34 protein-coding genes, 1 tRNA gene and 1 pseudogene are annotated in these 25990 nt (G+C 59.5%); 14 read left to right on the top strand and 22 right to left on the bottom strand.

Annotated elements, in window-relative coordinates:
- Positions 1-2 precede the first annotated feature (2 nt).
- From GOW72_RS17400 to GOW72_RS17385, 4 genes are read right to left on the bottom strand one after another with little or no spacing between them, the layout of a single operon-like run.
- Positions 3-995, bottom strand: a complete 993-nt coding sequence (locus tag GOW72_RS17400) for an AI-2E family transporter (protein WP_170367741.1) — start codon at positions 993-995, stop codon at positions 3-5.
- Positions 996-1004: 9 nt separating this feature from the next.
- Entirely contained in the window at positions 1005-1766 is a 762-nt protein-coding gene (locus tag GOW72_RS17395) for a DUF883 family protein (protein WP_170360304.1), read from the bottom strand.
- On the bottom strand, positions 1759-2157 hold the full coding sequence (locus GOW72_RS17390; protein WP_170367739.1) for a phage holin family protein: 399 nt from the start codon (positions 2155-2157) through the stop codon (positions 1759-1761). The genes GOW72_RS17395 and GOW72_RS17390 overlap by 8 nt, the downstream gene beginning before the upstream one ends.
- The gene (locus tag GOW72_RS17385; RefSeq protein ID WP_170367737.1) at positions 2150-2659 is read right to left on the bottom strand and encodes a hypothetical protein; all 510 of its coding nucleotides are present in this window, start codon (positions 2657-2659) and stop codon (positions 2150-2152) included. Before GOW72_RS17385 ends, GOW72_RS17390 begins: the two co-directional genes overlap by 8 nt.
- A gap of 212 nt (positions 2660-2871) precedes the next feature.
- On the opposite strand from GOW72_RS17385, the gene GOW72_RS17380 reads away from it, so the two are divergent.
- From GOW72_RS17380 to GOW72_RS17370, 3 genes are all read left to right on the top strand, one after another.
- On the top strand, positions 2872-3069 hold the full coding sequence (locus tag GOW72_RS17380) for a CsbD family protein (protein ID WP_170365257.1): 198 nt from the start codon (positions 2872-2874) through the stop codon (positions 3067-3069).
- Positions 3070-3162: 93 nt separating this feature from the next.
- Positions 3163-3783 carry a PRC-barrel domain-containing protein gene (locus GOW72_RS17375; RefSeq protein ID WP_170367735.1) on the top strand — a complete coding sequence of 207 codons (621 nt, stop codon included), beginning with the start codon at positions 3163-3165 and terminating at the stop codon, positions 3781-3783.
- Between the two features lie 154 nt (positions 3784-3937).
- Positions 3938-4507 carry a PRC-barrel domain-containing protein gene (locus tag GOW72_RS17370; RefSeq protein ID WP_170367733.1) on the top strand — a complete coding sequence of 190 codons (570 nt, stop codon included), beginning with the start codon at positions 3938-3940 and terminating at the stop codon, positions 4505-4507.
- A gap of 87 nt (positions 4508-4594) precedes the next feature.
- Here GOW72_RS17370 and GOW72_RS17365 read toward each other — a convergent pair whose 3' ends face one another.
- Positions 4595-5344, bottom strand: a complete 750-nt coding sequence (locus tag GOW72_RS17365) for a Crp/Fnr family transcriptional regulator (RefSeq protein WP_170367731.1) — start codon at positions 5342-5344, stop codon at positions 4595-4597.
- A 54-nt stretch (positions 5345-5398) separates the two neighbouring features.
- Between GOW72_RS17365 and GOW72_RS17360 the strand changes: the two genes are divergently transcribed.
- Positions 5399-5806 (top strand): hypothetical protein, encoded by a 408-nt coding sequence (locus GOW72_RS17360; protein WP_170367729.1) that lies wholly within the window; start codon positions 5399-5401, stop codon positions 5804-5806.
- 95 nt (positions 5807-5901) lie between these two features.
- Here the strand turns inward: GOW72_RS17360 and GOW72_RS17355 are convergent, their stop codons facing one another.
- Positions 5902-6093 carry a PLD nuclease N-terminal domain-containing protein gene (locus GOW72_RS17355; protein WP_093961670.1) on the bottom strand — a complete coding sequence of 64 codons (192 nt, stop codon included), beginning with the start codon at positions 6091-6093 and terminating at the stop codon, positions 5902-5904.
- 187 nt (positions 6094-6280) lie between these two features.
- On the opposite strand from GOW72_RS17355, the gene GOW72_RS17350 reads away from it, so the two are divergent.
- Positions 6281-7135, top strand: a complete 855-nt coding sequence (locus GOW72_RS17350; RefSeq protein WP_170367727.1) for a formate/nitrite transporter family protein — start codon at positions 6281-6283, stop codon at positions 7133-7135.
- 166 nt (positions 7136-7301) lie between these two features.
- Here GOW72_RS17350 and GOW72_RS17345 read toward each other — a convergent pair whose 3' ends face one another.
- Positions 7302-7586: a DUF883 family protein gene (locus tag GOW72_RS17345; RefSeq protein WP_170367725.1), complete on the bottom strand. Its 285-nt coding sequence runs from the start codon at positions 7584-7586 to the stop codon at positions 7302-7304.
- 123 nt (positions 7587-7709) lie between these two features.
- On the opposite strand from GOW72_RS17345, the gene GOW72_RS17340 reads away from it, so the two are divergent.
- The 4 genes from GOW72_RS17340 (at position 7710) to GOW72_RS17325 (ending at position 10617) form a co-directional block, all read left to right on the top strand.
- Positions 7710-7871, top strand: a complete 162-nt coding sequence (locus GOW72_RS17340; protein WP_093961673.1) for a DUF1328 domain-containing protein — start codon at positions 7710-7712, stop codon at positions 7869-7871.
- Positions 7872-7922: 51 nt separating this feature from the next.
- A complete protein-coding gene (locus GOW72_RS17335; protein WP_170367723.1) occupies positions 7923-9548 on the top strand; it encodes an acetolactate synthase large subunit in 1626 nt (541 codons plus the stop codon).
- A gap of 69 nt (positions 9549-9617) precedes the next feature.
- Complete coding sequence (locus GOW72_RS17330; RefSeq protein ID WP_170360286.1) at positions 9618-10118, top strand: Dps family protein; 501 nt, start codon at positions 9618-9620, stop codon at positions 10116-10118.
- 124 nt (positions 10119-10242) lie between these two features.
- Complete coding sequence (locus GOW72_RS17325; RefSeq protein ID WP_170360284.1) at positions 10243-10617, top strand: YidH family protein; 375 nt, start codon at positions 10243-10245, stop codon at positions 10615-10617.
- Here GOW72_RS17325 and GOW72_RS17320 read toward each other — a convergent pair.
- The 6 genes and pseudogenes from GOW72_RS17320 to GOW72_RS17295 form a co-directional block, all read right to left on the bottom strand.
- Positions 10614-10876: pseudogene (locus tag GOW72_RS17320) on the bottom strand (integrase core domain-containing protein); the annotation flags it as partial. The gene GOW72_RS17325 and the pseudogene GOW72_RS17320 overlap by 4 nt on opposite strands.
- Positions 10824-10976: a hypothetical protein gene (locus GOW72_RS17315; protein ID WP_244952476.1), complete on the bottom strand. Its 153-nt coding sequence runs from the start codon at positions 10974-10976 to the stop codon at positions 10824-10826. The gene GOW72_RS17315 and the pseudogene GOW72_RS17320, both read right to left, overlap by 53 nt.
- Before the next feature lie 48 nt (positions 10977-11024).
- The gene (locus GOW72_RS17310) at positions 11025-12125 is read right to left on the bottom strand and encodes an AAA family ATPase (protein ID WP_170367721.1); all 1101 of its coding nucleotides are present in this window, start codon (positions 12123-12125) and stop codon (positions 11025-11027) included.
- Between the two features lie 308 nt (positions 12126-12433).
- Positions 12434-12510 (bottom strand) — tRNA-Arg (locus GOW72_RS17305).
- Between the two features lie 21 nt (positions 12511-12531).
- Entirely contained in the window at positions 12532-13008 is a 477-nt protein-coding gene (locus GOW72_RS17300) for a GNAT family N-acetyltransferase (RefSeq protein WP_170367719.1), read from the bottom strand.
- Entirely contained in the window at positions 13009-13320 is a 312-nt protein-coding gene (locus GOW72_RS17295) for an ETC complex I subunit (RefSeq protein WP_093963390.1), read from the bottom strand.
- Positions 13321-13480: 160 nt separating this feature from the next.
- On the opposite strand from GOW72_RS17295, the gene uvrB reads away from it, so the two are divergent.
- The 3 genes from uvrB to GOW72_RS17280 all read left to right on the top strand — a co-directional run bounded on the left by uvrB (position 13481) and on the right by GOW72_RS17280 (position 17243).
- Positions 13481-15667 (top strand): excinuclease ABC subunit UvrB, encoded by a 2187-nt coding sequence (uvrB, locus tag GOW72_RS17290; RefSeq protein WP_170367717.1) that lies wholly within the window; start codon positions 13481-13483, stop codon positions 15665-15667.
- Between the two features lie 51 nt (positions 15668-15718).
- Positions 15719-16318 carry a hypothetical protein gene (locus GOW72_RS17285; RefSeq protein ID WP_170367715.1) on the top strand — a complete coding sequence of 200 codons (600 nt, stop codon included), beginning with the start codon at positions 15719-15721 and terminating at the stop codon, positions 16316-16318.
- A 217-nt stretch (positions 16319-16535) separates the two neighbouring features.
- On the top strand, positions 16536-17243 hold the full coding sequence (locus tag GOW72_RS17280) for an ORF6N domain-containing protein (RefSeq protein ID WP_170367713.1): 708 nt from the start codon (positions 16536-16538) through the stop codon (positions 17241-17243).
- Here GOW72_RS17280 and GOW72_RS17275 read toward each other — a convergent pair.
- The 4 genes from GOW72_RS17275 to GOW72_RS17260 form a co-directional block, all read right to left on the bottom strand.
- The gene (locus GOW72_RS17275) at positions 17240-17593 is read right to left on the bottom strand and encodes an MmcQ/YjbR family DNA-binding protein (protein ID WP_170367711.1); all 354 of its coding nucleotides are present in this window, start codon (positions 17591-17593) and stop codon (positions 17240-17242) included. The genes GOW72_RS17280 and GOW72_RS17275 overlap by 4 nt on opposite strands.
- Positions 17594-17649: 56 nt before the next feature.
- Positions 17650-18207, bottom strand: a complete 558-nt coding sequence (locus GOW72_RS17270) for a lysozyme (RefSeq protein ID WP_170367709.1) — start codon at positions 18205-18207, stop codon at positions 17650-17652.
- 27 nt (positions 18208-18234) lie between these two features.
- Positions 18235-18525 (bottom strand): hypothetical protein, encoded by a 291-nt coding sequence (locus tag GOW72_RS17265; RefSeq protein ID WP_170360267.1) that lies wholly within the window; start codon positions 18523-18525, stop codon positions 18235-18237.
- Between the two features lie 160 nt (positions 18526-18685).
- Positions 18686-19126: an excalibur calcium-binding domain-containing protein gene (locus GOW72_RS17260; protein ID WP_170342067.1), complete on the bottom strand. Its 441-nt coding sequence runs from the start codon at positions 19124-19126 to the stop codon at positions 18686-18688.
- A gap of 71 nt (positions 19127-19197) precedes the next feature.
- Here GOW72_RS17260 and GOW72_RS17255 point away from each other — a divergent pair, with 71 nt between their 5' ends.
- A complete protein-coding gene (locus GOW72_RS17255; protein WP_170360263.1) occupies positions 19198-19707 on the top strand; it encodes a pyridoxamine 5'-phosphate oxidase family protein in 510 nt (169 codons plus the stop codon).
- On the opposite strand, the gene GOW72_RS17250 is transcribed toward GOW72_RS17255, so the two are convergent.
- Positions 19692-20099: a universal stress protein gene (locus tag GOW72_RS17250; RefSeq protein WP_093963399.1), complete on the bottom strand. Its 408-nt coding sequence runs from the start codon at positions 20097-20099 to the stop codon at positions 19692-19694. The genes GOW72_RS17255 and GOW72_RS17250 overlap by 16 nt on opposite strands.
- A gap of 72 nt (positions 20100-20171) precedes the next feature.
- Positions 20172-20492, bottom strand: coding sequence for an antibiotic biosynthesis monooxygenase family protein (locus tag GOW72_RS17245; protein WP_170367707.1), 321 nt, complete (start codon positions 20490-20492; stop codon positions 20172-20174).
- 139 nt (positions 20493-20631) lie between these two features.
- Between GOW72_RS17245 and GOW72_RS17240 the strand changes: the two genes are divergently transcribed.
- Positions 20632-21297: a hypothetical protein gene (locus tag GOW72_RS17240; protein WP_170367705.1), complete on the top strand. Its 666-nt coding sequence runs from the start codon at positions 20632-20634 to the stop codon at positions 21295-21297.
- Positions 21298-21340: 43 nt separating this feature from the next.
- On the opposite strand, the gene GOW72_RS17235 is transcribed toward GOW72_RS17240, so the two are convergent.
- From GOW72_RS17235 to GOW72_RS17225, 3 genes are all read right to left on the bottom strand, one after another.
- On the bottom strand, positions 21341-23626 hold the full coding sequence (locus tag GOW72_RS17235; protein ID WP_170367703.1) for a glycosyl hydrolase family 28-related protein: 2286 nt from the start codon (positions 23624-23626) through the stop codon (positions 21341-21343).
- A gap of 142 nt (positions 23627-23768) precedes the next feature.
- On the bottom strand, positions 23769-24170 hold the full coding sequence (locus tag GOW72_RS17230) for a DUF4864 domain-containing protein (protein WP_170343260.1): 402 nt from the start codon (positions 24168-24170) through the stop codon (positions 23769-23771).
- 48 nt (positions 24171-24218) lie between these two features.
- Positions 24219-25793 (bottom strand): lysine--tRNA ligase, encoded by a 1575-nt coding sequence (locus GOW72_RS17225; protein ID WP_170367701.1) that lies wholly within the window; start codon positions 25791-25793, stop codon positions 24219-24221.
- Positions 25794-25990: the final 197 nt, after the last annotated feature.

Genomic DNA, 25990 nt, shown 5'->3' with positions numbered 1-25990 from the left:
GTCTAGACCGGGCTCATGACCTTGGGGTGCATCAAAACACCGAACCACAGCAGGATCGGCAGCGCGACGATGGCGCCGACCGGTCCCCACAGCCAAAGCCCAAAGATGATGGCGATGAATACGACCAGCGGGTTCACCTGCAGACGTTGGCCGACGAAGGCGGGTGTTACGAATTGTGCCTCGGACAGATTGATCGCCAGGAAAATCAGGGGGGGCAACAGGGCCGCGGCTCCGCCGAACTGGGTTAAGCCGGCGATCAGAAGGCCGGTCAGTATCATCAGCGGGCCGAGATACAGCACAAAATTCAGAAGGCCGGCGGCCACCCCCCAGACCACGGCGTCATTGATGCCGATCAGCCCCAAGGCCACGGCCGTAACAGTCCCGAGGCCGATATTGACCAACGTCACGGCAGCGAAATAGCGATAGACCGCGCGGTCGGCCAGATACAGCCGCTCCGTCAACGGGCCGGCTGCGGCATAGAGCTCGGGTCGGGTCAAAACGAAAAAGAAGAGCGTGCCGATGAAAATCAGGATCTTTGATCCGAAATTGGGCGCCAGCCACAAGGCATCCATCACTGACGGAAGGGCGGACTCCGTTTCCGCTGCCCCATCGGCGCCGACGGTTTCCTCGATCTCGCGTCCAAGCGTTTCGATACCCCGAATGAACTCGGACATCGCGGCGACCCAAGAGCGCAACTCGCGTTTGATGGCAGGCAACTGTTCGACCAGCGTGGACAGCAATGGTTCAAGCAGAAGGAATGCCGCGACGATGACGGTGCTGGTCACGAACAGCAGTGCCGAGGCGGATATCACACGCGGGCAACCGACCTTCTCAAGCTTGTCCGCAAGCGGGGCAACCACGACCCCCAAAACCAAAGCGAAGGTGATCGGCGCAACGATCGACCGGGCCAGGTACAAAGCGGTGATGATGGCAATCCCGGTCAGGATCGCCAGCATCGCACGCAGGGCCGATGGAGAGCTGAGAGCAGTTTGCATGGGTGCGCTTCACTGACTGCGCAAAGCGTCAGAGGCCCGATCAGCGGCCTCATCCAGCCGTGCGTTGGCCGCGGCATGCAGTTTGTCCAGTTCTTCGTTCAAAACCCGTTGGGCCTGTCGCATCAGCTGATCGCGCCGATGGCCCAGCAACTCGTCCTCTTTGCGGGTGTTGGGCAGCAGAGCGCCAGCCAGAATACCTACGCCCAGCGCTAATGCTCCGGCCGCCAGCGGCTGATCATGAACGAAGGTTTGCGAGGCCTTCGCCGCCTTCCGCGCACGCTTCTCGACCGCTTGCTGCGCACTGATTGCGGCCTTGCGCGCCTCGATCACCCGGGCACGGGATTGGGGGGACAGCTTGTCCAGACCACGGTCCAAGGCGGCGGACAGCACGCTGGCAGATTGGCTGTGTTCAGTCATTCCGGTCATCTCCTGTTTCATGCGGCTGTCGGCGTCGGCGACACGCTGATCAAACCCGTTGAAGGCCTGCTGCGGAGGTACGGCCTGGGGCGGGGATTGGGTGCTTTTTGCGCCGGACCCGGGGCCCGCAACCAAAAGGGCTGCCCCTGCACCGAACAGAGCGAAGGCGGCCGGGTTTTTTCGAGCCGCGGACCAGAGCTGCGCACCGATCTGCCCACCATAGGCTTCAAGCGACGATTTCGCCTCGTCTGCCAGGCGCTGCGGCGCCAGCGTATCCGACAGAGCGTTCAGCGAGCGCGCAAGGGCGCTGCGTTCATATGCGATCTGCGTCTCAAGGGGTGTCAGGTCAGACATGGGTCGACTCCTTCATCGCTTCGATGTCGCGCTGCAGGTTTTTCATGGCTTTCTCGGGGACCAGCGCGGTGGCGGACATGCGGGACTGGCCAAAAAGCGCCAGGCACGCAGCAGCCAGTGCCAAGCCCGCGCCAACGAGCAACGAGGCCATACCCGCCGACAATCCATTGGCGGCGATATACGCGACTAGGGCTGTGGCCATGAGGTTCAGCGCGATCATCAACAGGATCAGAGCAATGCCAATGCAGGCCAGCCCTACGCCCGCTCGCGTCAAGTTTCGGGACAACTCCTCCTTGGCTAGCTTCGCCTCAGCCTGAAGCAAACCCGACAGATGTTTGAGCGCGTTTGCCAACAGCCCCGGTGCCGATCGCAGATCGTTGGGGTTATGCATCGCGGCCACCATTCATCCGAGCCAGCGCGCTGGTGTGGCCCGACGTATCGACCGAAGTCCCATGCAGCGGCGACGGATCAATTTCCCAAGGATCTGCACCAAAAGATGCGGATTGAGCCGCGCCCGTATTGCGCGCGCTCAGAAAACGGGCTGCGGCAAACCCGGCCAGGGCAACCGATCCGACGAACAACAGCGGGTTTTGCTGGGCGAAATCAGAGACCTTTCGGCTCACACTGGCCAAATCGGCAGAGCGCACCTGCCCAGCCACGGTCTCCATGTTGTCCGCAATCCTCGACAGGACCTGATGCTGCACAGATTGGTCGGGCAATGCATCGGCAGCTGCGTCGGCTGCATGAGCGGCACTCTCAGCCTCCTGCGCTGCGCTGTCTTTCAAGGCTTCGGCCCGGGCCGAGGCCTCTGCGGTCACGGTGTCCTTAACCTTGTCGGCCAAATCTTGGGCATGGGCTTTTGCCTTCTCCGTGGTCTCAGTTCGACGTGGCATGGTTCGATCTCCTGTGTTGAGGTCTCGGTCACCCAACGCATGGCCGGCGAGATTGTTCCCAAGACCAGTTCGAACGCCACGGTGGACCCAGTTCGGATACCGTCAGATCGCCCTTGCACGTTGTCAGTTGCAGAAAAAACGCCGCCGCCCGGAACCAGCTCGCGTTTGGCGCGTTTCACTGACAGCGACGAAGCAATCGAAAGGAAGTTACGATGAACTGGGACCAAATTCTTGGACGCTGGACTGAATTCAAAGGCAAGCTGATCGAGCGTTTCGGCGAGCTGACTGATGACGAAATCGAACAAGCGCGCGGCGATCGCGAGCAACTGGAAGGCATCATCCAGAAGAAATACGGAGACTCGAAAGAGGACGTTCGGGAAATCGTGGATCGCCTGATGAAGGACATGTAGCGCAAAGTTGGATGCACATATCGCGTGGGGTGGCGTCAAACCAACGGCGCCCCACACACTCCCAAGACCGACCCCAAAGGTAATCACGAGCGCATGAAGCTGTCTGACCTCATCAACACGCCCGTTGTCTCAGCTGGAACCGACCACGCAATTGGTCGCGTTTCCGATATCGCCATCCGCGCTGGGCAGACCGAGTTGGAGTACGTCTTGGTCAATCTGAGCATGACCGGGGGGAATGACCCGGTGGCGTTCACGGCCGATACGCTCGATCTTGGCGCAAGCGAGATAGAGTGCGCGTTCTCCCAACAACAATTGGATCACCTTCATCAGCGCAAAGACGACGAAGATCCCCTTGCAGTGGCCATCGAAGGCCTGCCGCCCCTGGTCATAGGGCCGTTCGGCAACGCGATTGCACCGGTTGTGATGGGGGCGGTCCTGAATGACGCCCTCCGCCAACGCCCCCAACCCACGCCACCCGGTAGCAACTTCCGATGGTTTACGAAGTTGCAGGGCAACCCCGTGTTTGACTCGACTGGTGAGTTGGGCAGATTCAAGGATATTGAGTTCGACCCTGACACCAAGGCACTGCGGTTTCTTCTGATCGACGGGCGACCAGATATCCTGAATTTTCCATTCGCCGAGTTACGCAATATTCCCGACGACGAACACTACATGGTTCTGTCCAGATCTTCCGATCCGCTGCACCCGGTCTGAGTATCTGGACACGGCTTATCAAACCGCGCAGATGCGCGGTTTTTTCTTTTTAAAACAAATATTTTTGCATTCTTTTGGGAACAAGTCGCGGCGTCATTCGTTTGTTCAACAAGACCGCGGGAAATGCGGTCAGAACAGACCAAAGGAGTGAGCTATGAAACGTTTTCTGACCACAACTTCGATCGTTCTGGTGATGTCGGCATCGGCCTATGCAGAAAGCTCGAATGTCGAAGAAGTCGGCAAGAACCTGGAAGAGGCAGCCGAGGCAGCCGGTGATGCGCTGTCGAATACCGCGCAGGATATCAAGAACGCTGCGCAGAACACGGCGGAAGACGTCGACCAGGCAGCCGAAGCAACCGGTGAGTACATCAGCGAAAAAGCTGGGCAGGTGGCCGATGCAGTCGACCCCACCACCATCGACATCGAGGGTTATGTCCCCGTTGCCCAAGGCACCATCCCGGCCGAAGATCTGACCGGCATGCGCGTCTATGACGTCTCGCAAGAGTGGATCGGCGAGATCGAAGAGGTCGTCGTCGACATGGACGGAACGGTCGATGGGGCCGTGATCGGCGTCGGCGGGTTCCTCGGCTTGGGGGAAAAGGATGTTCTGATCGATTTCTCGCGCGTGTCGCTGATGCGTGAAGTCGATGGTGACACCACCTATGCCTTTGTTCACGCGGACAAGGAGATGCTGAAGGACATGCCGGCCTACGAAGGGTCGTAAAACGGCTCCTCAGTCGCAAAGCATGTGATCAAGCCGCCGGCCGATTTTTCGGTCGGCGGTTCTTTAATTCCCGTCCATCCGCCGCGATTAGATCAGCGGGCGCGGAACGGCTTCGTTGATTTCGACCAAGCCAAGCTCGGCCAGACCCTCAAGATCGTTGATCTGCAGCACATTGTTGGACCACTCGGCCAGACCGAGATCCTTCAGCCGGCGCAGGGTCTTGTTCGTGTGAACCAGCGACAAGCCCAACGCATCCGCAAGATCCTGCTGCCGGTAGGGCAGCGGACACCGCAAGCCTTTGGCCAATCCGACGGCCTGCGACCTTGTGTAGAAGCGGTGCAGGCTCCACGCGATCTTCTCGATCGCGCCGCGCTGGCCGACGGTTGTCAGGGCGTCCCCCAGGAAATGCTCTTCGACGGCTGCCAGGAATGTCAGGTCAAAGGCCCGATCAGGCTGGTTCTGATACAACTCGAACAGCCGCGAGCGATTGAACACGCACAGCCGCATCGCGGTTGTCGCTTCGACCGAGTGTCGCATCTCGCCCATGACCCCAGCCTGCAACCCGACCAGATCGCCGGGAACCACAAAGCCGATGACCTGCCTGCGACCGTTTTCCAGCGTTTTGTAACGAACGCCCATCCCGCTCAGAACCGTGAACAGATGCGCGGATTTCGCACCCTCGATGAACAGCTGTGTTCCGGGTTCGGCCTGCATCTCGCCGGTTTTGAACCCCTGCATGAACCGCAGGTCGTCTCCCGAGAACGGCAGGAAGACATCCATCTGCCTCAGCGGACAGTCCGCACATGCGATCAGAGAAATTTTTCGTTGCTGTGTCATAGTTTATTGCGGCGCTGCGGGATTGCCCTACGGTGGCATCGAACAGATTTCAGGATGGTATTTATGGAAGCCTCTTCCCGCAGCGTAGCAGATGTTTTAATTGTTACGGAAAACTTTATCGAAGCAGCGGACATCAGTGACGCCATCCCCGGAGTTTCGCCCGATCGCATTGTCCATATCCGCGAGCTGCACGCGGGCGGGCATTTCTGGCAGGACCCCGAATTCGCCCCGGCCCTGAGCGTTCTGAGCTATCGCAGAAGTGAGACGTCATTTGACGCCGTCGCGCGGCTGTTGGTTGAACGCGGCAGTGCACTGTTGCTGCTGGACCCGTCCCCCGAGGTGCAAGCGCAATTTGAATGCGCGGCTCTGATACGGCCTTTCACGGCCGCAGGTCTTGCACGCAAGATCGCATCCATCGATTTCAGTGGGAACGGCTTGAAGGTCGGTTCAGATCCTGGGTGAGTCGGCGCAGGGCGCATTGTGCCCCCAATATCCTTGAACGAAAAAAGCGCGGCCGATGCCGCGCTTTGATTTTGTACTAACAATTTTCGAACTGATCAGATCGCGCTGCGCGCGGCCTTCGGGCCAAAGATCAGCCAGCAGATGAATCCGATGACCGGAAGCAACAGAACGAAAAGGACCCACAGGATTTTCGCACCGGTCGTCGCAGACGAACCGATGATCGAGATTATGGCCCAGATCGACAAAACCAGGACGATCAGACCGCCAATGCCATATACTTCCACCATACCGAAGTTCCTTTCGAATTACGTGTCGTTGTTCCTACGAGGAAACAACGCGATAGGTAGCCGAAAGTTCCCGACAAAGATCTGGGCGTGATCCCAGTTCTTTCAGAAGGTTTGAGGAACTTTGTACCTGACGGAACCAAAACGACCGGCAGAACGTTGGGTTTGAAGGTCGATACATGGGGTCAAAATGTCCGATAAAATCAAAGCGCCGCGAAAAGATCTTGTCGAGAAAGAAAGTGAGCGCGAAGCGGTCGAAGAAGCGTCCGGCCTGTCTCCGCGCCTGATATTCGAGACCATCCGCCAAAACGGCGAGGAGGAACTGGATCGCCCGACCAAAGCGTTGTTCTGGTCCGGGATTGCCGCAGGAGTGCTGATCAGCTTTTCGGTGCTAGGCGAAGCGATCTTGCGGGCACATCTGCCCGAAACCAGCGGGCGCTTTCTGATCGAGAACCTGGGCTATTCCCTCGGCTTTGTCCTAGTCATTTTGGGGCGGATGCAGCTGTTCACCGAAAACACGATTACGACTGTCGTTCCAGCCATGATAAATCCGTCCGTTGCCTGCTTCACCAAAACCGCCAGGCTGTGGGCAATTGTACTGGGTGCCAATGTGCTGGGGGCGTTTGCGATATCTGCCTTCCTGATCCATACGCCGGTGTTGTCACTCGAACTCGTCTCGGTCATCAACGACCTGAGCCACCACGCCACCGGCATGGGCGCCTGGGTTGGCTTTCTGCGCGGAATACCGGCGGGGATCCTGATTGCGGCGATCGTTTGGATGCTGCCTTCGGCACAGAACAACGAAGTGCTGGTCATCGTAATCTTCACTTGGATGATTGCGGCCGGTGACTTTACCCACGTCGTTGCCGGATCGGTGGAAATGGCGGTTCTGATGCTTCAGGGACAGTTGCCAGTAGGCGCAGCCGTTTTCAGCTTTTTCCTGCCCGTACTGGCCGGCAACATCATCGGAGGAACCGCTGTCTTCACGATGCTGGCCTACGCCCAGATAAAACCCGAAATAGAAGAAGACCCAAAGCGCGGCTGAGGCGCTTTGGGTCTTTGGGATGGCGGGTTGGTTGGCGTGGCAGTGACGAATAGCGCTGTCAGCGATTCCTGATGAAGAACCAGATCAGTAGACCGGCCAAACCCAAGCCGAGCATGGCCGGCAATACGTATTCGATGCCCATATCGGTCGCGGTGTACCGCGTGTTCTAACCGCGGTCCGCCTTGCGCAACGCGAGGCCCAGCAGGACACCCACGCCCAACGCTCCGACCATTGCCAAGCCCGGGTTCTCGCGCACGAATGCTGCACTTTTCTCGGATGTCTGTGTCAGCTGCTTTTGCGCCTCGTCGCGCGCCGTCTTCAACGTGTCACGCGTTGCGGTTACGCCATCTTCCAACGCTGATTTGGCCTCCTTGGCCACTTCGTCGATCCGCGCCGCCATCTCGACATGCGGAGTGTCCTGAGGGGCCTTCTTCGCCGTTTTCTGTGTCATGTCAGATCTCCTTTCACCGACCCAACGCGAGCGGTCGCCGATGGTTCCACCAAAATGATCCGGAACCAATCTGGGGTTCCAAGCGTTGACCCGTCAGTAGCCACAGAAATGAAAGGAAATTCCATGTTGTCCTGGGCGCTGATCTTTTTCGCACTTGCTATCGTTGCTGGCATCTTCGGGTTTGGCGGCATCGCGTCGGCCTCGGCCGGTATCGCGCAAATCCTTTTCGTGATCTTTCTGGTCCTGTTCATCGGTTCGCTGATCTTGCGACTGATCCGTGGGTAAACCCCGGCTCATCCGCACTCCCTGAAACAGTACCCCGAGGTTCAAAGCCCTATGAAAGATGCCGTCCATGCCCAAACCGCCGCCGAATTGCTGATTGCCTGCCTCGAGGCCAACGGCGTGACCTGTGCCTTCGGTGTTCCGGGTGAGGAAACAACCGATCTGATCGCCGCAATCGACCAGTCGAGCATCGACTTCGTCCTGTGCCGGCACGAGCAATCGGCGGCGTTCATGGCATCGGTTCACGGTCGATTGACGGGGAACCCGGCGGTATGCCTCTCGACACTTGGACCTGGTGCGACCAACCTTGTCACCGGTGTGGCTGACGCCACGCTTGACCATGTGCCGCTGATCGCCCTCACGGGACAGGGTGCGCGGTCCAGGCTGGGCCGCGAAAGCCATCAGATCATCGATCTCGAAGCACTCTTCGCGCCAGTCACCAAGTTGAGCCGAACGCTGATGGTTGCGGATGAAATTCCCCAAGTCGTGGCCGAGGCCGTGCGGTTGAGCAAGCTCGACAAACCCGGAGCCGTCCATCTTTCACTGCCCGAAGATCTGGCCGAGGTCCCGATTCTGGCCGAACCTTTCGTGGCCCCGCCGCCAGCGGAGGTACGACCGGCAGCCGATGCGGTCATCCGTTCCGCGCGCCTGCTGGCTGAGGCGAAAAAGCCCTTGATCCTTGCAGGACACGGGGTGATCCGATCCGGCACCGCAAGCGACGTTCGGGCACTTGCGGAAAGCCTGTCTGCCCCGGTCGTCACGACATTCATGGCCAAAGGCGTTCTGCCTCCGGGGCACCCGCTCTCGCTGCATTCGATCGGTCAGCCGGGCAAAGAATTGGCATCAGAAGCCTTCGACCTGTGCGACCTGATCATTGCAATCGGGTTTGACCCGGTCGAATATCCACCCTCGAACATCTCGATGGGCGGTAAGAAGCCGGTTCTTGAGGTCTCGGACGTGGCCTCGACTGTTGATGTGGACTGGCCGGTAAAGGCCGCTCTGACAGGCGACCTTCCGCACTGCATCGACGTTCTGGCGAAGGCCACGGCCGAACGTCCCACGCAAAGCTGGTTCAAAGATCTCCAGCGGAGGATTGACGCCTCGCTGGAAGGTGGACCAACACCTCCCGATGCCGCTTGTGTCGCGCCGTCGGACATTTGTCAGGCGATTTCCGAAACGCTTTGCGAAAGCGACGTTCTGTTGTCTGGGGTTGGCCTGCACAAACTTTGGGTCGCCAGCAAGGTTCAAGCGCGCCGGGCGGGGCAAATCATCATTCCGAACGGCCTGGCCGGTATGGGCCTTGCGCTGCCCGGAGCGATCGAGGCGGCCCGTCTGTTGGACGAGGGTCGGGTGATCGCCGTTTGCGGTGATGGGGATTTCCTGATGAACGTCCAGGAGATGGAGACGGCGGCCCGGTTGTGCGTGCCTGTTACCGTTCTGATCTGGGAAGACAACGGCTATGGTCTGATCGACGAAAAACAGCCAGGTGCGCGCGAGTTTTCCTTCGGCAACCCCGATTGGGAGTCACTGGCCCGATCCTTTGGCTGGATCTACCACGATATCGAAAGTCACAGCAAACTTGCTCCTGCGCTGCAGGCGGCGGCTGACGTCGCCGTTCCGACCTTGCTGCGGGCGTCGGTCGACTATTCGGCTGATGGCGGGATGCCCACCGTCACCTGATTTTTCCGCCAAAAGTGGAACCAAATCCGCCTTTGGGCGTTTCTTCCCCAGTAGAAAAAAGGAGTTGTCATGACCGACGCATTGAACGTTGTCCCGAACGAAAACCCCGTTTCCACTGGCGTGCGCGACACCGCGCCCTTGGCCAAGGGTTTGGCTGATGTTCTGGCCGATACCTACCGGCTGACCTTCAAGACACATGCGTATCACTGGAACGTGGAAGGCCCGCTGTTCTACTCGATTCACAAGCTGACCGAAGAACAGTACGAAAACATGTTCGCCGCCGCTGATGAGATCGCGGAACGCATCCGCGCGCTGGGTCATCTGGCACCCTCGCGTATGTCCGACATCCTCGATTTCTCGGCCATCAAAGATCGCGAAGGGGACCTGTCCGCCGCCGACATGATCGAAGATCTGGCTGCTGATCACGAACGAGTGGCGCACCGCCTGCACGCCCTGACCGAGCTTGCAGGAAGCCGCAAAGACGTCGTGACCGAAGATCTGGCGACCGAACGTTCGGCTTTTCATGAGCAGGCAGCGTGGATGCTGCGGGCGATCTCCAAATCAAGCTGACGGGGTGCCCGGGCGCGTGTGTCGTTTTGCGACCCAACCGTGCGCGTTTAAGGTCTTGCGCAGGCTTGCCGAAAAACCGGCAAGCCTGCACATTTCAATCTGGTGACCAATCCAAAGGGCGGCAATGTCTGGAAAAAACACGAAAAGCCAAAACTTGGCCGAGGAGCGGACCGACTGGGCCGAAGACCGCACGATTTTGGCAAATGAGCGCACATTTGCAGGCTGGATGAGAACCGGAATGGCATGCGTAGCCATCGCCCTTGGGCTCAAGGCCGTATTTTCCGCCGTCGAGCCCGAGTGGCTGGCGAAAGCCGCAGCCACTCTTTTTGTGTTGATCTCGCTGCTGATCTATTGGGGAGCCTGGATGAACGCCCGCCGCGTGTATTCCCGATTGGAAGCACACAGCGCCCAACCGGCATCTCGCTTCCACTTGCAGTTGGTTGTTGGGAGCCTGTCCCTCGGATCAATCGCATGTTGCCTTGTTTTGTGGCTTGTCTAATTGAGGCACTTGGCGTGCCCCCGTCGGGTGGTGGGGTTTGATTGTTGGTACATTATCGGCCTCTGGTCCACCGGCACGATGCATTCTGGCGCGAGCGGACTGTAGCCCAGTGAGCTGTGTGGCCTGACGGCGTTGTAGTGGACACGCCATTACTCGATCAGAATTCTGGCTTCCTTAGGCCGTAGAATAGCTCGCCGTTGTGCAGTTCATCGCGGAACCGTGCGTTGAAGCTTTCGCAGCAGCCGTTTTCCCAAGGTGAGCACATCGGCCTCCCACAGGATGTCCTCAAGCCCCCAGGCCTTGATCGGATCGAGCCCATGGCGCTGATAGCGGGCGAAATGCAGGTCGCCAAGAACCACGGGGGGCCGGTCTGGTACGGAATGGTCACATGGGTCAGGGCGGTGTCTTCAATGCAGCAAGGGGCGCATCGCCAGCGTCTCGGCGCGGTCGAGCATCCGGGCGACGGAGCGCAGGCTTGGGCGGCTCTGCCTGACGGCACCGGTCTCGAAGATGGCGGCAAGGGCGTCGACAGCAGGCGCGGGAAGGTTCCGCCGCGCGGCTTCGGTCATGGCGAAGTCCCTTAGCTGCCCCGTGGTCAGATCCGGCAGGTCCAGCACCACGCAGCGGCTTTGAAACGGTTCCGGCAGGCCCTGCCTGCTGTTCGCCGTCATCACCCAGTTGACCCAGGACATGTCCAACTTGACCTGGAAGAACGGGCATTCCCAGGTTGCTGCCGTCATCCGCTCCAGCTGCGGCAGGAGCGCATCCGTCAGCGTGTGCCGCGTGCCTTTGTTGGAGTGGACCTCGTCGGCTTTCTCTATCTCGTCGATGATCACCAGAGGTCCGGCATGCCGGCTGTTCAAGACCGTGTTGACCAGCTTGCCCGCGTGGGCGCTGCCCCAGCCGCGCTGGGATCCGGTGAGCGCGAAGGACGCCGGCTCGCCCGTTGCGTCAATCTTGGTCGCGGGCACCTCCAGATGATGGGCCAGCCGCCGGGCCCAGAAGCTCTTGCCGATGCCGGGCGGGCCGATAAGGACGAGCGGCGTGAAACGGACACCGGGCAGGCCCTCGCGCGCCGAGGCCCGCAGCCCGTGCCAGACGGCTTCGCTGGCGGGCGCCATCCCGGGCATCTCGGCGTGGAGCGCGGCGGCGATCTCATCCGCCTCGTGTTCGGTGGTGATGCGGGTGACCGGCAGCCCGCCACGCAAGGGCGTCAGCTTCGCACGGTTCTCCTCGCTGAGATGAGACAGGCCGGACAGGGCGTCCAGCCGCTGCACGTAGCGGTGCGCGCGACGCCGGATCTTCCGCCGCTCGGCCTCATTCAGATAGTCGAAGAACTGATCCATCTTGTCACGGCCGTCTTCATCGTCACCGGTCTGCGCTGCCTGGCGTTGCCTGCGGAGGCCGCGCAGGAATGTCTTCAGGCGCCGCTCGACCTCGTGCAGCGTCGGCAGGTCGTCTTCGAAACGCAGCGCATGAAATGGAATCGTGGTGGTGGCACGGGGCATCGCAAAATCCTTTCGAGGCGTGACAGGGCTTGCCGCGCTGGTGTCCACACCGCCGGGGCGGGCGGGGCTGATGGGTGTGAAAGGTTCCGGAACCTGTGGAACGATTAGGGAACATCTAACATGCTGCGTGTCAATGCATCCTGATTGGGTTGCGCCATCGAACCCGGCCGGAATGAACGAACCGCTACACGGCGCACAAGTTGTTGAAAGAACTGCGCTAAAAACAAAGCAGATTCGAGTTCAATTCAAAAAACCGTTTTTTGTCGCAAAAACGGACTTTGGATGTCGAACGTCATATGATCAGGAACTGGCGATCCCGGAAGGACTCGAACCCTCAACCTGCTGATTAGAAGTCAGCTGCTCTATCCAGTTGAGCTACGGGACCGCTGGGCCCTTCTTGATCGGTTTAGGGCCGGGGTTCAAGAGCCAAGCGCATGAACGCGCTGTTGGGATCGTCCCGATACCCAAAGATCGGACCGCAATAGCTGTATCCCAACGCTTCATAGAGTTTGCGTGCGGAGTCGTACTCGGCCAGATGGGCCGCGCCGGTTTCCAGAACCAGAGCAGAGAGTCCGTCGGCGCGTGCGCATTCGGCCAGGTGGTTCATCATCGTCCGGGCCAACCCGCGCCCACGTGCTTTGGCCAGGATATGGACGGACTTCACCTCGGCCGTCCCGTCCGGCAAAGCCTTCAATGCGCCGCACCCCACAGGCTCGTCGTCGTCAAACAGGGCCCAGAACCGAATATCCGGCCCAGAAAGCGCCTCGGCATCCATTGTGTGATTGCTTTCGGCGGGTCCCGCGGTTTCGCTGTGCGCGAAATGCGCCTCGACCACCGGCCGCAGGGCAGCCGAAGTAGGATCCGCCTCGCGGATGTCAATCATTCAGTGGGTCCAGGGACCGCGGCGGTCTGTTGCAAAATTCTCGCCATACCCGCGCTGGCGCAGGTTGGGTTTGCGCTTGTGCGGTTCGCTGACCAGAACTTCGATGCCATGATCCTTGGCATAGTCCAACGCTTCTTCCTTGGTGTCGAACTTCAGGCGAACCTGGGATTGCGTGTCCGAAGACGATGTCCAGCCCATCAGCGGATCAACCTCGCGCGCCGACGCAGGCGCGAATTCCAAAACCCATTTGCGGGTCTTGGCCATACCCGACGTCATCGCATTTCTTGCAGGCTGGTAAATCCGTGCGCGCATGTCGCCTCTCCATACTCGGTTGGTCGCGACCGTTTATGCGTCAGAGTGCGGGCGGGGACAAGATTGCAAATGCCGAAGGGCCACGCAAATGACCGGCGCTGCAGGGGTTGCATGCGGACAAAATAAGAACAAATGTAAGAAGCCCAAACGGAGCCTGCCGATGCCCTATGCACATTCTGACAAAACCCAGCTGACCGTGGACGATGTCCGCGCCCGCCTGAAGCTCGAGGGCGGCAAGCGGTTCGTCATGCATACGGAGTTTGCACCGGCCGGGGATCAGCCAACGGCCATCAAGGAACTCGCCGCCGGTGTCCTGGACGGCGAGCGCGATCAGGTGTTGCTGGGCGCCACCGGCACCGGCAAGACCTTCACCATGGCCAAGGTGATCGAGGAAACCCAGCGCCCCGCCATCATCCTGGCCCCCAACAAGACGCTGGCGGCCCAGCTTTACGGCGAGTTCAAAGGCTTCTTCCCGGACAACGCGGTCGAGTATTTCGTCTCGTACTACGACTATTACCAGCCCGAGGCCTATGTGCCGCGCAGCGACACCTATATCGAGAAGGAATCGCAGATCAACGAACAGATCGACCGGATGCGCCACTCGGCCACCCGGGCGCTGCTGGAACGTGACGACGTGATCATCGTGGCCTCGGTGTCCTGCATCTACGGCATCGGCTCGGTCGAGACCTACGGGGCGATGACGCAGGATCTGAAGGTCGGGGAAGAATACGACCAGCGACAGGTGATGGCCGATCTGGTGGCCCAGCAATACCGCCGCAACGATCAGGCCTTCCAGCGCGGCAGCTTCCGGGTGCGGGGCGATTCCCTGGAAATCTGGCCTGCCCACCTGGAAGACCGCGCGTGGAAACTCTCGTTCTTCGGCGAGGAACTGGAGGCGATCACCGAGTTTGACCCCCTGACCGGCGAGCGCACTGACACGATGGAGCAGATCCGCGTCTATGCGAACTCGCACTACGTCACGCCGAAACCGACGATGCAGCAGGCAATCCTCGGCATCAAAAAGGAACTGCGCCAACGGCTGGACCAGCTGGTGGGCGAGGGCAAGCTGCTGGAAGCGCAGCGGCTGGAACAACGCACCAATTTCGACCTGGAAATGCTCGAAGCCACCGGCGTCTGCAACGGGATCGAGAACTACTCGCGCTATCTGACCGGCCGCGCACCGGGCGAGCCGCCCCCGACCCTGTTCGAATTCATCCCCGACAACGCCATCGTTTTCGCCGATGAATCCCACGTCAGCGTACCGCAGATCGGCGGCATGTACCGGGGCGACTACCGGCGGAAATTCACTCTGGCCGAACACGGGTTCCGCCTGCCCTCCTGCATGGACAACCGTCCCCTCAAGTTCGAGGAATGGGACGCCATGCGCCCGCAGTCGGTCTTCGTCAGCGCCACCCCGGCCAAGTGGGAACTGGAGCAGACCGGCGGCGTCTTCACCGAACAGGTGATCCGTCCCACGGGCCTCTTGGACCCCGAGGTTGAAATCCGCCCCGTCGAGATGCAGGTCGACGACCTGCTGGACGAGGTGCGCAAGGTTTCGGCCAAGGGGTTCCGCACGCTGGTCACCACGCTGACCAAACGCATGGCCGAAGACCTGACCGAATACATGCACGAACAGGGCATCAAGGTCCGTTACATGCATTCCGACATCGACACGATCGAGCGGATCGAAATCCTGCGCGACCTGCGGCTGGGGGCCTTCGACGTGCTGGTGGGCATCAACCTTCTGCGCGAGGGACTCGACATTCCCGAATGCGGGCTGGTCGCCATTCTGGACGCGGACAAAGAGGGCTTCCTGCGCTCGGAAACCTCGCTGATCCAGACCATCGGCCGCGCCGCCCGCAACGCCGAGGGCCGCGTGATCATGTATGCCGACCGCATCACCGGCAGCATGGAGCGCGCGCTGGAGGAAACCAACCGCCGCCGCGCCAAGCAGATCGCCTATAACGAGGAACACGGCATCACCCCCGAGACGGTGAAGAAGAATGTCGAGGACGTTCTGGCCGGCCTCTATGCCGGCGACGTGGACATGAACCGCGTCACTGCCACCATCGAAAAACCGATGCACGGCGCCAACCTCGAGGCCCATCTGGACGGTCTGCGCGATCAGATGCGCAAGGCGGCCGAGAACCTGGAATTCGAAGAGGCTGCCCGCATCCGGGATGAGATCAAGCGCCTGGAAGCGGTCGACCTGGCCGTCGCCGACGACCCCATGGCACGCCAATGGGCGGTCGAGAAAGCCTCGGAAGACGCGGTCCGGTCGCAGGGGCGGTCAACGGCCGGACGGCCGGGGCAGCGGGGTGGAAATGTGAAGAGAAGGAAGCGTTAGGAAAAAGAAGTTTCTGGTGTTAAAATAAAGCCTCTATTTTAGGAGGTTATAATGAGAAACTTGTATTTGCATCTTGCATCCTTTTTCGCTTTTTTTGCTCAAGCTTCAAATGCGGAAGAAAGTTGGATACTCACATCTTCCTTCATCAACAATTCTGAAGTTGGTGCTCTGTCGAGCAGCCTATCACTACGCAACGAAACGGTTGACGAGAGCACTGGAACTATAACTATGAATGGCACTATTGCAGACATGAGTGGTTCTGTGACACCTGTATCTGTTTCTGTTACCTCTTTCGAAGCAACAGACAATTTCTCTGCCGAAGGCGGGCAGATAGAAACAGTCGCTGGTCCTGCTGAAATTAGACGAATTGCAAACTATGTTTCCATGCCAGAACCGAAAATTACCACTTCGGTTTATAGTGTTGTTGGACTGGAAACGTCAGATGTCGGCTTTATTACCGTTCAAGATGACCCTAACCCTTTAATAATTTTAGGCCTGACTGGTGGCGCATATATGCTGATTTGCGGAGGGCTGGAAATCTATCGTGCAAAGCAAGCGTGTTCCGAAAACAGAAGTCTCGATATTGGAATTGAGTATAAAGATTTCAAGTTTGGTTGCTACATTGAATGCAAAGATCCGGATAACAACTAACCGCCAAAGGATCTTGCAAAACACCAAACGGCTAAAGTAAGCGCTGCTCACACGCTGCAGCGTGTGAGCAGCGTCGGCCGGAACTTTGCAATTGTTACTGGCCTACTCCGAAGTCGCCAACGGTTTTAAAGGTGTGGGCGACAAACACTTCAACCTTGCAGCCCAGCGCTCCCTCCTCCACGTTTGAAATCACAAATTGTGATTCCAAACGGCTGCCATGACGAACCCGAACACCCTGCCCAGCACGCATGAGGTCCAAAGCGCCATTCACCGGGTGCGCGGCACACGCGTGGTGCTGGCCGAGGATCTGGCGCGGTTCTACGGAAAAACCGTCAGCGCCTTCAATCAGGCCGTCTCGCGCAACAAGGACCTGTTCGAAGGTTACCGCTTTCAGCTGACCGACGCCGAGGTGGCCGATTTGACATCACGGAATGTGATTTCAAAGCCCAAGGGCCGCGGCGGGCGGCGGGTCAATCCGTGGGTCTATACCGATTACGGCGTGGCCATCGCCTCGACCCTGTTCAAGGACCCGCGCGCGATCAAGATCACCCGGATGATCACCGAGGCCTTCGTCGACGGCGCCAATGCCCTCGCTGAAACCCCAAGCAGCGCACCCGAGATCCTGCCGCCAGAAAGCACCCCTGCCCCGCTGCTGCCGAATGGCGAGCAATTGCGGGCGCTGGCCGAAAACATCCTCGATTCCGGGCAACAGAGCCTGGTCGACTACATCGCCAACCCCACCACCAAGCGCCAGCAGGCGGTGGCGGTGATCATGAAGACGCTGGCCGAAACCGCAGGCGAAGAGGTGCGCACCCAGCACGAGCGTCTACGCCTGCGCATCGCCGAACGGTTGGCCGCGGGCGACTATGCCGATGACGATGACCGCAAGCGGCTGATCGAACTGCTGCAGGCGATGAAGGGCTAAAGCCCCAGCTCGGCCCGCATCTTTTTCGTCAGCTTGGCCACGACCAACTCGTAGGACGTCACGATGTGGTCGCGCAGGGACGCGTCGCTCATCCCGCGTTCGTCATAAACCTGCAGCCATTTCATGCCGCGCGAGGCCAGATAGGGCGCGGGCCGGATGCCGGGCTGATCCTGCAGCACCTCATAGGCCAGGTCGGTGGCCTTGAAGGTAAAGGCGTCCGTGCCGTCGTTCCAGCCGCAGATCGCGAACACCTTGTCGCCCACCTTCCACACATCCGCATTGCCCCACTGCACGACGTGGCTCGTGGCCTTCAGAGAGGCGCAGAAAGCGTTGAATTCGTCCCGGGTCATGACGCCGATCCTGACGGGCCGGCAAGGATTTCGCAAGCAAGCATGACCTGTCGGGCCTAACCGAACAGGTCTTGCAGAACGTCGCCGATCTGCACCGTTGCCGCGCTGGACCAGTCTGGCCGATAGGACGGTTTTCGCACCTGGTACTCGGTTCCGGTGCCCGTGCCCGACCAGACGCCATCGAAGAACAGAGCGCGCTCCTTGCGCCGCCGCGGGCGTATTTCAGGCGGCCGCCGCCAATACATGATCGCGCGTCGAGCACCGGCCACATCCCCGGCCTTCCATCTGCGCACCCAAACGGCCCGGTCTATGGCCCCGGTGTTGTAGTGAAAGGACAAGGCCGCGCCCAACTGCGCCTCGGTCAGGGCGTGGCCGGCAAAGGCCGTTTCCACAGCAGGCAGATAGTTGGTGCGGATTGCCCACTCATACACTTCAAAACAGCGCCGCAAGGTCTGGGGGTTGTCCAGATAGCGCGGCCAGACCGTGTGGCCCGAGGCCGACGTGATCCCCACGCTCCAGGTCCAGACATCAACGGAATCCAGATAGGCCTCGCGCACGATCGCTTCGTGCGCGATAAGCTCGGCTGCAATACGCGGCGTGATCTTGTAAGGCATCAGGCCATCCCCGAGTGGCGGCCGATGTCACCCCTTGTCCCAATGGGCGATGACATCATACCCCATCGGCGTCGGAGGCCCCTCAAGATACTCGGCAAACTGGCCCCACAACTCGGCAACCTTGGGGGCGTTTGCGTTTGATGTCGCCTCGCTTTCGACGACCGAGATCACATAGCCGCTGCCGTCCTCGTTCATCACATTCGTAAAGCAGTGCATACCGGGCATGCCCATGATCTGATCCTTAAGATCGTTCATTCGGGCCGTGGCGGCCTCGCGGGTGCCGGGCTTCATCTTGAACTGGGTAACGCGTGCAAACATGGTTGTCCTCCCTCGCATGGGGTCCAGACCCCGAACCGCGGCAAACTGCCAGCGGACGTTATGATCCTACCACGTCCTGCCCAAATCACGCAGGGACACAGGCAACGCGATCATGTGCGAGAAAAGGTTCAACCATGAAGATAGGTGTCTTCAAGGACCGTCAGGGGCGGACAAATTTGGCGTTTCCGACAGCCCGCGGTTTGGGCGCCGCGCTTTGCGTGGACGCAGGAGCCTGGACCGGCACAGCCGACCGCGTTGCGGCGCGGACACTGGACTCGCATGCGATCCCGTCGCCGTCAGGGTCGTTGCGTTTGTGGTATCCAAGCTGTCCCTCGCGCATCGGTCCAAGACCAACGGAGCGTGCCGCGTCGCAACCAGCCAGCGCCACAAGGTGCATCACGGCTTCGGTCCGCTCCAGATCCGAGGTCCGGAGATATACACCCAGCGCGATCATCCCCGTCGTCAGCGGCAGGGCCAGCACCATCAGCAGAATGCGCAGCGGGGACAGCGCATGTCGGCGCAGGGCATCAGCCTTACGCTGCCGACGTGCCAAGCGCGGATCTGGTGCGGGTTCGTTGTATACGGTTGTCTTCAGCTTCATAAACTTGGCGATACACCAACTATGTGGCAAAGCCGAGGCATCGGAATGACGCAATCCAGCGAGGGCGCCACGTGAACACTCGAAACCCATTTCAACCGGTCGACGAGACTGCGCGGGAACTGGCCCTTGATCTTATCACGCAGGCCCGTTTTGCTGCGCTTGCCGTGGTACATCCGGACAACGGACTGCCGTCGATCAGCCGCATCGCACTGGCCACCGACAGTGCTGGATGGCCGCTCACCCTGATCTCGGATCTGGCGGAGCACTCACGCGCGTTGGAGGCAAATCCGGCCTGCGCGTTGCTAATCGGCGAGCCCGCTGACAAAGGTGATCCACTGACCCATCCCCGGCTGACCCTGCACTGCACGGCGCGCCCGATCCCACGGGCGACCGAGGAGCATACCGCGCTTCGGGCAAGCTACTTGTCACAGCGTCCGAAGGCCGGACTATATATCGACTTCGCAGATTTCCGTTTTGTGCGTTTCGAGATTGTCGATGGGCTTCTCAATGGCGGGTTCGGCAAAGCGTGGAAGATGACACGCGAAGACCTTTGCCCGCCATCAAATCAGCGAACGACGTGAACTGCGCAACTGGCGTGGCGCACCACATGTGTCGCGGTCGAGCCGAGCAACAGATCCTGCATCCCCGGTCGGTGCGACGCCATAATGATCAGGTCAGGTTTGTTGGTTTCCGCCCAATCCAGAATCGTGCGCCCCGAATGGCCCTCGACCACAACGCCCTTGGCGTTCGGTAGCTTGGCGGCCAGAATGTTCAGCTCATCCTGGATCGCGCGCCGCGCTTCGGTCAGGTATTCGGCCGGCATGTAAGAGATTGCGTAGTCCGGGATATGCTCGACAACATGCAACAGGGTCACTTTCGCATCTGGCGTCGCCAATAGTTTGGCCAGTTTCAGCGGCCCCGACGTGTCACGCTCGGCATCGAAGGAAATCGGGACAAGAATATTGTGATACATGGCTGGCGTCTCCTTGAGTTTCGCGTTCAGATAGCAGTAGCCAAAGTCTTCTGACCTTGATTCAGGTCAGGATCAGTCAAATGTTTCGGCAACGTCGTACATCACCGGCTCGAAGCTTTTGCACAATTCGTTGATCTTGCGGTTGCGCTCGCGCATTTCAGGCGTTCGCAGCATGGCCAGAAAGTCTTCCCGCCGCTCCCACTGCGAATAGTTCGCGATTCGGGTCTGGGCATCGTTGACATGCAGTCCGGCCGCGACAAAACCGGGCTGCTTGGAAATGAAGTTCGCATAGGCGTCGGTCAACGCTTCCAGCAGGTCCTGACAGGTTCCGGGGGTCAATTCGAAAGTGGTGATAACGGTCTGAACACTGGCGTCTTTTGATATCTTCGGCATCGGTCATCTCCCTTGTCTTACCCAAGCCTAGCACAGGTTTTTCAAACGTCTTGCCTTTCGTTGAACTGGCGCGAAAAAGTTTCCGAAAAATGAACCGAGCGCTAACCTTCCGTTAACCAAGGTTGATGATCCTGCGCAAATGGACCGCCTGATCGCCTTCCTGTGTGCAAGTCTTGTGTTTTCGACTCCGGCCTTGGCCGGGGCATGGCTTCGTGAAGAAGGCGCCTCGTTCACATCGTTGGCCCTGACGGCGTTTTCCGAGCCCGGGAAGGGCATCCGCTTCAAGTCCTCGCTCTATGGGGAATGGGGAATGCGCCCAAATCTGACGCTGGGTTTGGACGCGGAAGAGCATCAAGAACTCTACGGTCACGCCGTGGTGTTTGCGCGCCTACCGGTTGCCGAATTTTCCAACGGTGGGCGTCTGGCGGCCGAGTTGGGTGTCGGCGCGCATCACCGTGAAACCCGCGCATGGGCGATGTACAAGGCAACCCTGTCTTGGGGCAAAGGATTTCAGGCCCGATATGGCAGTGGCTGGCTGGCGGCTGATGCCGCGCTGGAGTACCGAAGCCATGACGCTCTGATCCGAAAACTGGACCTGACAGTGGGTTTGTCGTCGCACCGTCGGGTCAATCCCCTGCTCCAGATCGAAACGTCCTATGTACCTGGCCGCCCGCTCTATTGGAGCGCGCGACCCTCGGCGATGTTTCGATCCGAAAGCGGCCCCAACACCTGGATAATCGGGGTCGAGCGCAACGCCGCCCGGGACAGGCCAGGCCTGAGATTCGCGCTGTGGCGCAAGTTCTGAATGCTGCGCGCCGGCCGCCCCAAAAGCGACCGGCCGACACGGATCAGACCTCGATCCGCATGATCACCGAAACTTCACCACTCAAGGCCTCGGACCAACGCAACTTGATCTGGTCCTGTTTCGTCCCTTGCTGCAACTGAACATAGGGGGCCGTATAGCGCAGAGTTCCAAAGGCGGTTCTCAGCCCGTCCAGCACGACGACGCTGTCACAGCTGCGGGCCTGCCCACCAAAGGGGAATGCACCATTCGAGTCCACCGTCCAGGCAGAGGCCGCCGTATTCTGTTCGTGTCGGACCCGCAGCGGGTTCGCGGTCTTGAGTGTCACGTTGTGATACGTGTTGTCTGCGAACGTGACATTCACATGCCGATCAGGATTCAGATCGGCAAAAGTTGTATCAACCTTGTCCACGCGGTCGATTGACCCGTTCGCCGTTCGGAACTTGTTGCCCGTGACCGTCATTCCGTTCAAAAAATGCCCGACGCCATGCGGGCGCACGACGATATAGGCGAACCACGGGGCAACGTCACTTAAATAGAAGATGTTGTCGGTGATGCTCATGGCGCTGAAGGAATAGCCCGAGGTGTAGTCGGGTTCGGCATCGCGCTCATTGCTCCACTCGATGAAACAGTTGTCGATATAATTGTCGGCGATCGAAGAACTGTTGTAGGCCCCGATCATCACCAAACCCGCATTGCGCACACCGTTCGGCACGCTGTCGCCCTGAAAGAAGTGGTTGCCCAGAACCAGGTTGTTGTCTCCGCCCAGAACCGCGAAGTGGTGGAAACGAACGGCGCGGTTGTGGCGCAGCTTGACGTCGTTGGCATTGGCGTTGATGGCAATCGAACTGCGGTCGGGCACGTCCAGAGACTCTTCACTGGACAGGAACTGGCAACCGTCGATCAACATGCCCTGGCACCCCACCCCGATTGAAGTGATGCCGCGATCCAACGGACGGCTGACAAAGCAGTTCTTCAAAACGAACGTGTTCCCGCCCGGCGACAGGCGGATCGCGCTGCAGCGCCCGTTGCATTGAATCTCGATGTCTTCCATGGCGAATTTCTGGAGCGCACTGAAGCCCGAGAAATCCAACAGGTACTTGAAAGCAACGAACGTGAATGTCTGCGTGCCAGCCGCATCGTAGATGGGTGCGTTCAAGGTGATCTCACCGGCACCTTCATCCTTGGACCGAACATAGATCTCACGTCCAACGCCGCTGCCCTGAACCAACGACCCGACCGGGATATTGGCCACGTTGGCCACACCGGACAACTTGTAGGGATCCGCCGGGTCGTATGTTGCGACAGAGGTAAAGGTCTCGGTGTCCCATGAGGCGCTGCTCTTGACGTCGAACTGCCCGTTGCGGATCACGCGGCGAGTGGAGTAGCTGCCGCGATTGGGCACGGCGGCCTGCATGTCGATCGGCTCGGACACCGAGATCTTGCGGCCGCCCAGGTCCAGCGATTCATGATCCGAGTTGTTCAACAGCGCCTGAAACGCCTTTTTGAAGGCCAGGGCTTCATCGCCGAAGGCGGAGATGTAAGTCGGCAGATCGAAATTCTTGGTCATAAGAAGCATCTTGTCATCAGGCATCGTGACCGTGCCCTCAAAGTCGACCTCCGCGTCCAGCCCAACATCCTGTGCCAGGTGGTAGGTTCCCTGCGGCACATAGATGCGGCGACCTCCCGCGGCTTGGTCTGCCGCCTCGAACGCGGCCGAGTCGTCGGCCACACCATCTCCTAACGCGCCATAGTCCCGCACGTCCACAAGGCTGATCATGTCGCGCAAGAAGATCCCGGTGACATCGGTAATTTCGATATCATCGATCCGAACGAGCGCGCCGTTTGCCCCCTCGATATCGAGGCCGAAATGCCCGTATAGCGCCGAAATGCCCCAAGACATGTCCACGCCCGGCCGCTGTCCAATCCCGACGATGGCGGTGACCTCGTGCACCACGCCATAGGCCGACAGCTGAATGGCCGGGCCCTGTTCGGTCAGTCCGGAAAGGTGCACGTCGCCGGCCCCTCCGGCCCATCCAGCGATCCGGACCTGCGGCAATGGCCCGCTGATCGCTTTGACCCGCGCCTTGATCTGCAAATAGCAGCCCGGCAGAATCGGCGTCTGCCCCATGTACCGCAGTTGCTGCGTGGCATTGACCTTCAGTATCTCAAGACAACCGCCAAACTCCGCATCTGCAGGCACGAACACTCCCGTTCCCGATCCGTCATAGGTCGGTGAGCCCGGAGTGCCGTCGCCGCTGGACCAAACATCCAGACCATTCGCGAATTGCGGCAGCGTGAAAACGATGCCGTCGGTGATTGCCTTGTTCATTGAATACCCTTTCCCAAACGCGCCCACTCTTCAGGCTATGGCGCATGCCAAATTCCGGATCCGGAAGCCGCCCGGACACGCTGGTCTGAGTATCGAAAAGGGATTAACCGTCGCTCATATCATCGTGACGGTGGGTGTTGCGTCAGGCGGATGGGTCGGAGTTGCCAAGCAGCTGCACCCCGTTGATCTTCCAGCCGTTTTCCAGCTGGACCATCTGATAGTCCAGGATGTGGACCCGGCCGTTCGCATCCACCACCATCACTTTCTGCCACCAGAACCCGGAAATCTGCCGCAATTCCAGAAATCGGATCTCAGCTGGGCGCCAGACCATTGGATAGCCGTTGCGCACCATCGCGCCAAAATTCTCGGGCGTGCGGAACATTGTCTGGATGTTGGGGCTGGCGAAGGTGAAGGCCGTGGCGAAGTCATCGGCCTTGAAGGCTTCAATCTGCGCAGCAATATTGGCTTCGATGTCGCCACTTTGGGCAACTGCGGCTGTTGCCAGACCGGCGCTCAGGGAAACTGCAAGCAAAAGTCGACGCATGGGACCACCTCCTGCCGGAAAGGTAGCCCCATGCAGTATGTGGTCAAATCAGACCAGGTCTCCGGCCACGGCCTTGTCGATCAGTGCAATCGTTTCGGGGACGCCATAAAGGGCGATGAACCCGCCGAACCGAGGGCCTTGGCTGGCGCCCAACAACACCTCATAAAGGGCTGTGAACCAGCCGCGCATCGGGTCAAAGCGCTCACGGCCGATGGAATAGACCACAGATTGCAGAGCTTCGTCCTCGACCGGACCGTCATAGGCTTCAAGCGCCGACTTCAGGGCTTCAAGCGCCTCGCGCTCTTGCTCCGTCGGCGCCCGATGCTTGCGGGTCGGCTTCACGAAGTCGTTGAAGTAGCGCACTGCAAAACCGGCAGCCTTGTCGAGGTCCGGGTGGCTTTCGGCCGTGGCTTCGGGCGCATAGCGGCGGATGAAGCCCCATAGCGTCTCTTTGTCCTCGGCACCTGAAACCGACGCGAGGTTCAACAGCATTGCAAAGGGAACGATCAACGTCGATTCCGGCACGTCACCGCCGTGAATGTGCCAGACCGGGTTGTTCAACTGAGCCTTCAGGTCCTGCCCGGGGTAGGCACGCAACTGCTGATGGTATTCATCATACGCCTTGGGGATGACGTCAAAATGCATCCGCTTTGCCGTCTTCGGCTTTTGATACATGAAATAGGCCAGACTCTCGGTCGGCGCATAGGTCAGCCACTCGTCGATTGAAACACCGTTTCCGGACGACTTCGAGATTTTCTGCCCGTTTTCATCGAGGAACAGCTCATACGAGAAATGCTCGGGCGCACGGCCGCCCAGCGCCCGGCAGATCGCGTCATAGATCTTTTCGTTGGTCGCATGTTCCTTGCCATACATCTCGAAGTCGACGCCCAACGCCGCCCAGCGCGCCCCGAAATCCGGCTTCCACTGCAACTTCACATTGCCGCCGGTCACGGGCAGCGTCCACTCCTTGCCATCTTCATCATCGAAGGTGACGGTGTAGGTCTCGGCGCACACCTTTCTCATCGGCACATAAAGAACCCGGCCCGTTTCCGGATGGATCGGCAGGAAGATCGAATAGGTCTGCTGACGCTCCTCGCGCAGGCTTTTCAGCATGATGGCCATGATGTCGTCATAACGTTCGACTGCACGCTTCAGGATTTCGTCGAACTGACCCGAACGATAAAAGTCGCGCGCCGAATAGAACTCGTATTCGAACCCGAACGTATCAAGGAACCGACGCAGCATGGCGTTGTTGTGTTCACCAAAGCTGGGATACTCGCCGAACGGATCAGGGACCGAAGTCAGCGGCTGCTGCAGATAGGCTTCAAGGGCCTCGGGGTTCGGCACGTTGCTGGGGACCTTGCGCATTCCGTCCAGATCATCCGAAAAGCAGATCAGCTTGGTGGGAATGTCCGACAGGGCCTCGAAGGCGCGCTTGATCATCGTGGTCCGTGCCACCTCACCGAAAGTGCCGATATGCGGCAGGCCCGACGGGCCATATCCCGTTTCGAACAGAACGAAGCCCTTCTCCGGTGGAGACTTCTGATAGCGTTTGAGCAACCGGCGCGCCTCTTCGAAAGGCCAGGCCTTTGACGTCATGGCGGTTTCACGCAGTTCAGACATTTCGTTCGTTCTCCATCGGGAAATCAGCGAGGGTCGCTCAATGCGACCGACCGGCATCTCCTATTGTGCAGATGCAGCGTGAGTCAATGACCACAGGCGAGAAACGCCGCCCCTGCTACGATTTCAGACGGTTGCTCGTGACCAGGAACACGGCAAAATCTGATCAGGGCACAAGCAGACATCGGTATGTATTGGAA

This window comes from Ruegeria arenilitoris (assembly GCF_013032855.1).
GTDB lineage: Bacteria > Pseudomonadota > Alphaproteobacteria > Rhodobacterales > Rhodobacteraceae > Ruegeria > Ruegeria arenilitoris.
This window is presented reverse-complemented; position numbering and strand designations above follow the sequence as displayed.

Bases quoted from the DNA above. Each gene is read 5' to 3' on its own strand.
- GOW72_RS17330 (WP_170360286.1), top strand. From the start codon at position 9,618: ATGACCGACGCATTGAACGTTGTCCCGAACGAAAACCCCGTTTCCACT.
- GOW72_RS17260 (WP_170342067.1), bottom strand. From the start codon at position 19,126: ATGAAGCTGAAGACAACCGTATACAACGAACCCGCACCAGATCCGCGC.
- GOW72_RS17360 (WP_170367729.1), top strand. From the start codon at position 5,399: ATGGTATTTATGGAAGCCTCTTCCCGCAGCGTAGCAGATGTTTTAATT.
- GOW72_RS17380 (WP_170365257.1), top strand. From the start codon at position 2,872: ATGAACTGGGACCAAATTCTTGGACGCTGGACTGAATTCAAAGGCAAG.
- GOW72_RS17395 (WP_170360304.1), bottom strand. From the start codon at position 1,766: ATGTCTGACCTGACACCCCTTGAGACGCAGATCGCATATGAACGCAGC.
- uvrB (WP_170367717.1), top strand. From the start codon at position 13,481: ATGCCCTATGCACATTCTGACAAAACCCAGCTGACCGTGGACGATGTC.
- GOW72_RS17270 (WP_170367709.1), bottom strand. From the start codon at position 18,207: ATGCCTTACAAGATCACGCCGCGTATTGCAGCCGAGCTTATCGCGCAC.
- GOW72_RS17350 (WP_170367727.1), top strand. From the start codon at position 6,281: ATGTCCGATAAAATCAAAGCGCCGCGAAAAGATCTTGTCGAGAAAGAA.
- GOW72_RS17285 (WP_170367715.1), top strand. From the start codon at position 15,719: ATGAGAAACTTGTATTTGCATCTTGCATCCTTTTTCGCTTTTTTTGCT.
- GOW72_RS17245 (WP_170367707.1), bottom strand. From the start codon at position 20,492: ATGCCGAAGATATCAAAAGACGCCAGTGTTCAGACCGTTATCACCACT.
- GOW72_RS17390 (WP_170367739.1), bottom strand. From the start codon at position 2,157: ATGCATAACCCCAACGATCTGCGATCGGCACCGGGGCTGTTGGCAAAC.
- GOW72_RS17345 (WP_170367725.1), bottom strand. From the start codon at position 7,586: ATGACACAGAAAACGGCGAAGAAGGCCCCTCAGGACACTCCGCATGTC.
- GOW72_RS17225 (WP_170367701.1), bottom strand. From the start codon at position 25,793: ATGTCTGAACTGCGTGAAACCGCCATGACGTCAAAGGCCTGGCCTTTC.
- GOW72_RS17355 (WP_093961670.1), bottom strand. From the start codon at position 6,093: ATGGTGGAAGTATATGGCATTGGCGGTCTGATCGTCCTGGTTTTGTCG.
- GOW72_RS17250 (WP_093963399.1), bottom strand. From the start codon at position 20,099: ATGTATCACAATATTCTTGTCCCGATTTCCTTCGATGCCGAGCGTGAC.
- GOW72_RS17265 (WP_170360267.1), bottom strand. From the start codon at position 18,525: ATGTTTGCACGCGTTACCCAGTTCAAGATGAAGCCCGGCACCCGCGAG.
- GOW72_RS17325 (WP_170360284.1), top strand. From the start codon at position 10,243: ATGTCTGGAAAAAACACGAAAAGCCAAAACTTGGCCGAGGAGCGGACC.
- GOW72_RS17230 (WP_170343260.1), bottom strand. From the start codon at position 24,170: ATGCGTCGACTTTTGCTTGCAGTTTCCCTGAGCGCCGGTCTGGCAACA.
- GOW72_RS17295 (WP_093963390.1), bottom strand. From the start codon at position 13,320: ATGCGCGCACGGATTTACCAGCCTGCAAGAAATGCGATGACGTCGGGT.
- GOW72_RS17300 (WP_170367719.1), bottom strand. From the start codon at position 13,008: ATGATTGACATCCGCGAGGCGGATCCTACTTCGGCTGCCCTGCGGCCG.
- GOW72_RS17400 (WP_170367741.1), bottom strand. From the start codon at position 995: ATGCAAACTGCTCTCAGCTCTCCATCGGCCCTGCGTGCGATGCTGGCG.
- GOW72_RS17375 (WP_170367735.1), top strand. From the start codon at position 3,163: ATGAAGCTGTCTGACCTCATCAACACGCCCGTTGTCTCAGCTGGAACC.
- GOW72_RS17385 (WP_170367737.1), bottom strand. From the start codon at position 2,659: ATGCCACGTCGAACTGAGACCACGGAGAAGGCAAAAGCCCATGCCCAA.
- GOW72_RS17275 (WP_170367711.1), bottom strand. From the start codon at position 17,593: ATGACCCGGGACGAATTCAACGCTTTCTGCGCCTCTCTGAAGGCCACG.
- GOW72_RS17370 (WP_170367733.1), top strand. From the start codon at position 3,938: ATGAAACGTTTTCTGACCACAACTTCGATCGTTCTGGTGATGTCGGCA.
- GOW72_RS17335 (WP_170367723.1), top strand. From the start codon at position 7,923: ATGAAAGATGCCGTCCATGCCCAAACCGCCGCCGAATTGCTGATTGCC.
- GOW72_RS17365 (WP_170367731.1), bottom strand. From the start codon at position 5,344: ATGACACAGCAACGAAAAATTTCTCTGATCGCATGTGCGGACTGTCCG.
- GOW72_RS17310 (WP_170367721.1), bottom strand. From the start codon at position 12,125: ATGCCCCGTGCCACCACCACGATTCCATTTCATGCGCTGCGTTTCGAA.
- GOW72_RS17340 (WP_093961673.1), top strand. From the start codon at position 7,710: ATGTTGTCCTGGGCGCTGATCTTTTTCGCACTTGCTATCGTTGCTGGC.
- GOW72_RS17240 (WP_170367705.1), top strand. From the start codon at position 20,632: ATGGACCGCCTGATCGCCTTCCTGTGTGCAAGTCTTGTGTTTTCGACT.
- GOW72_RS17280 (WP_170367713.1), top strand. From the start codon at position 16,536: ATGACGAACCCGAACACCCTGCCCAGCACGCATGAGGTCCAAAGCGCC.
- GOW72_RS17235 (WP_170367703.1), bottom strand. From the start codon at position 23,626: ATGAACAAGGCAATCACCGACGGCATCGTTTTCACGCTGCCGCAATTC.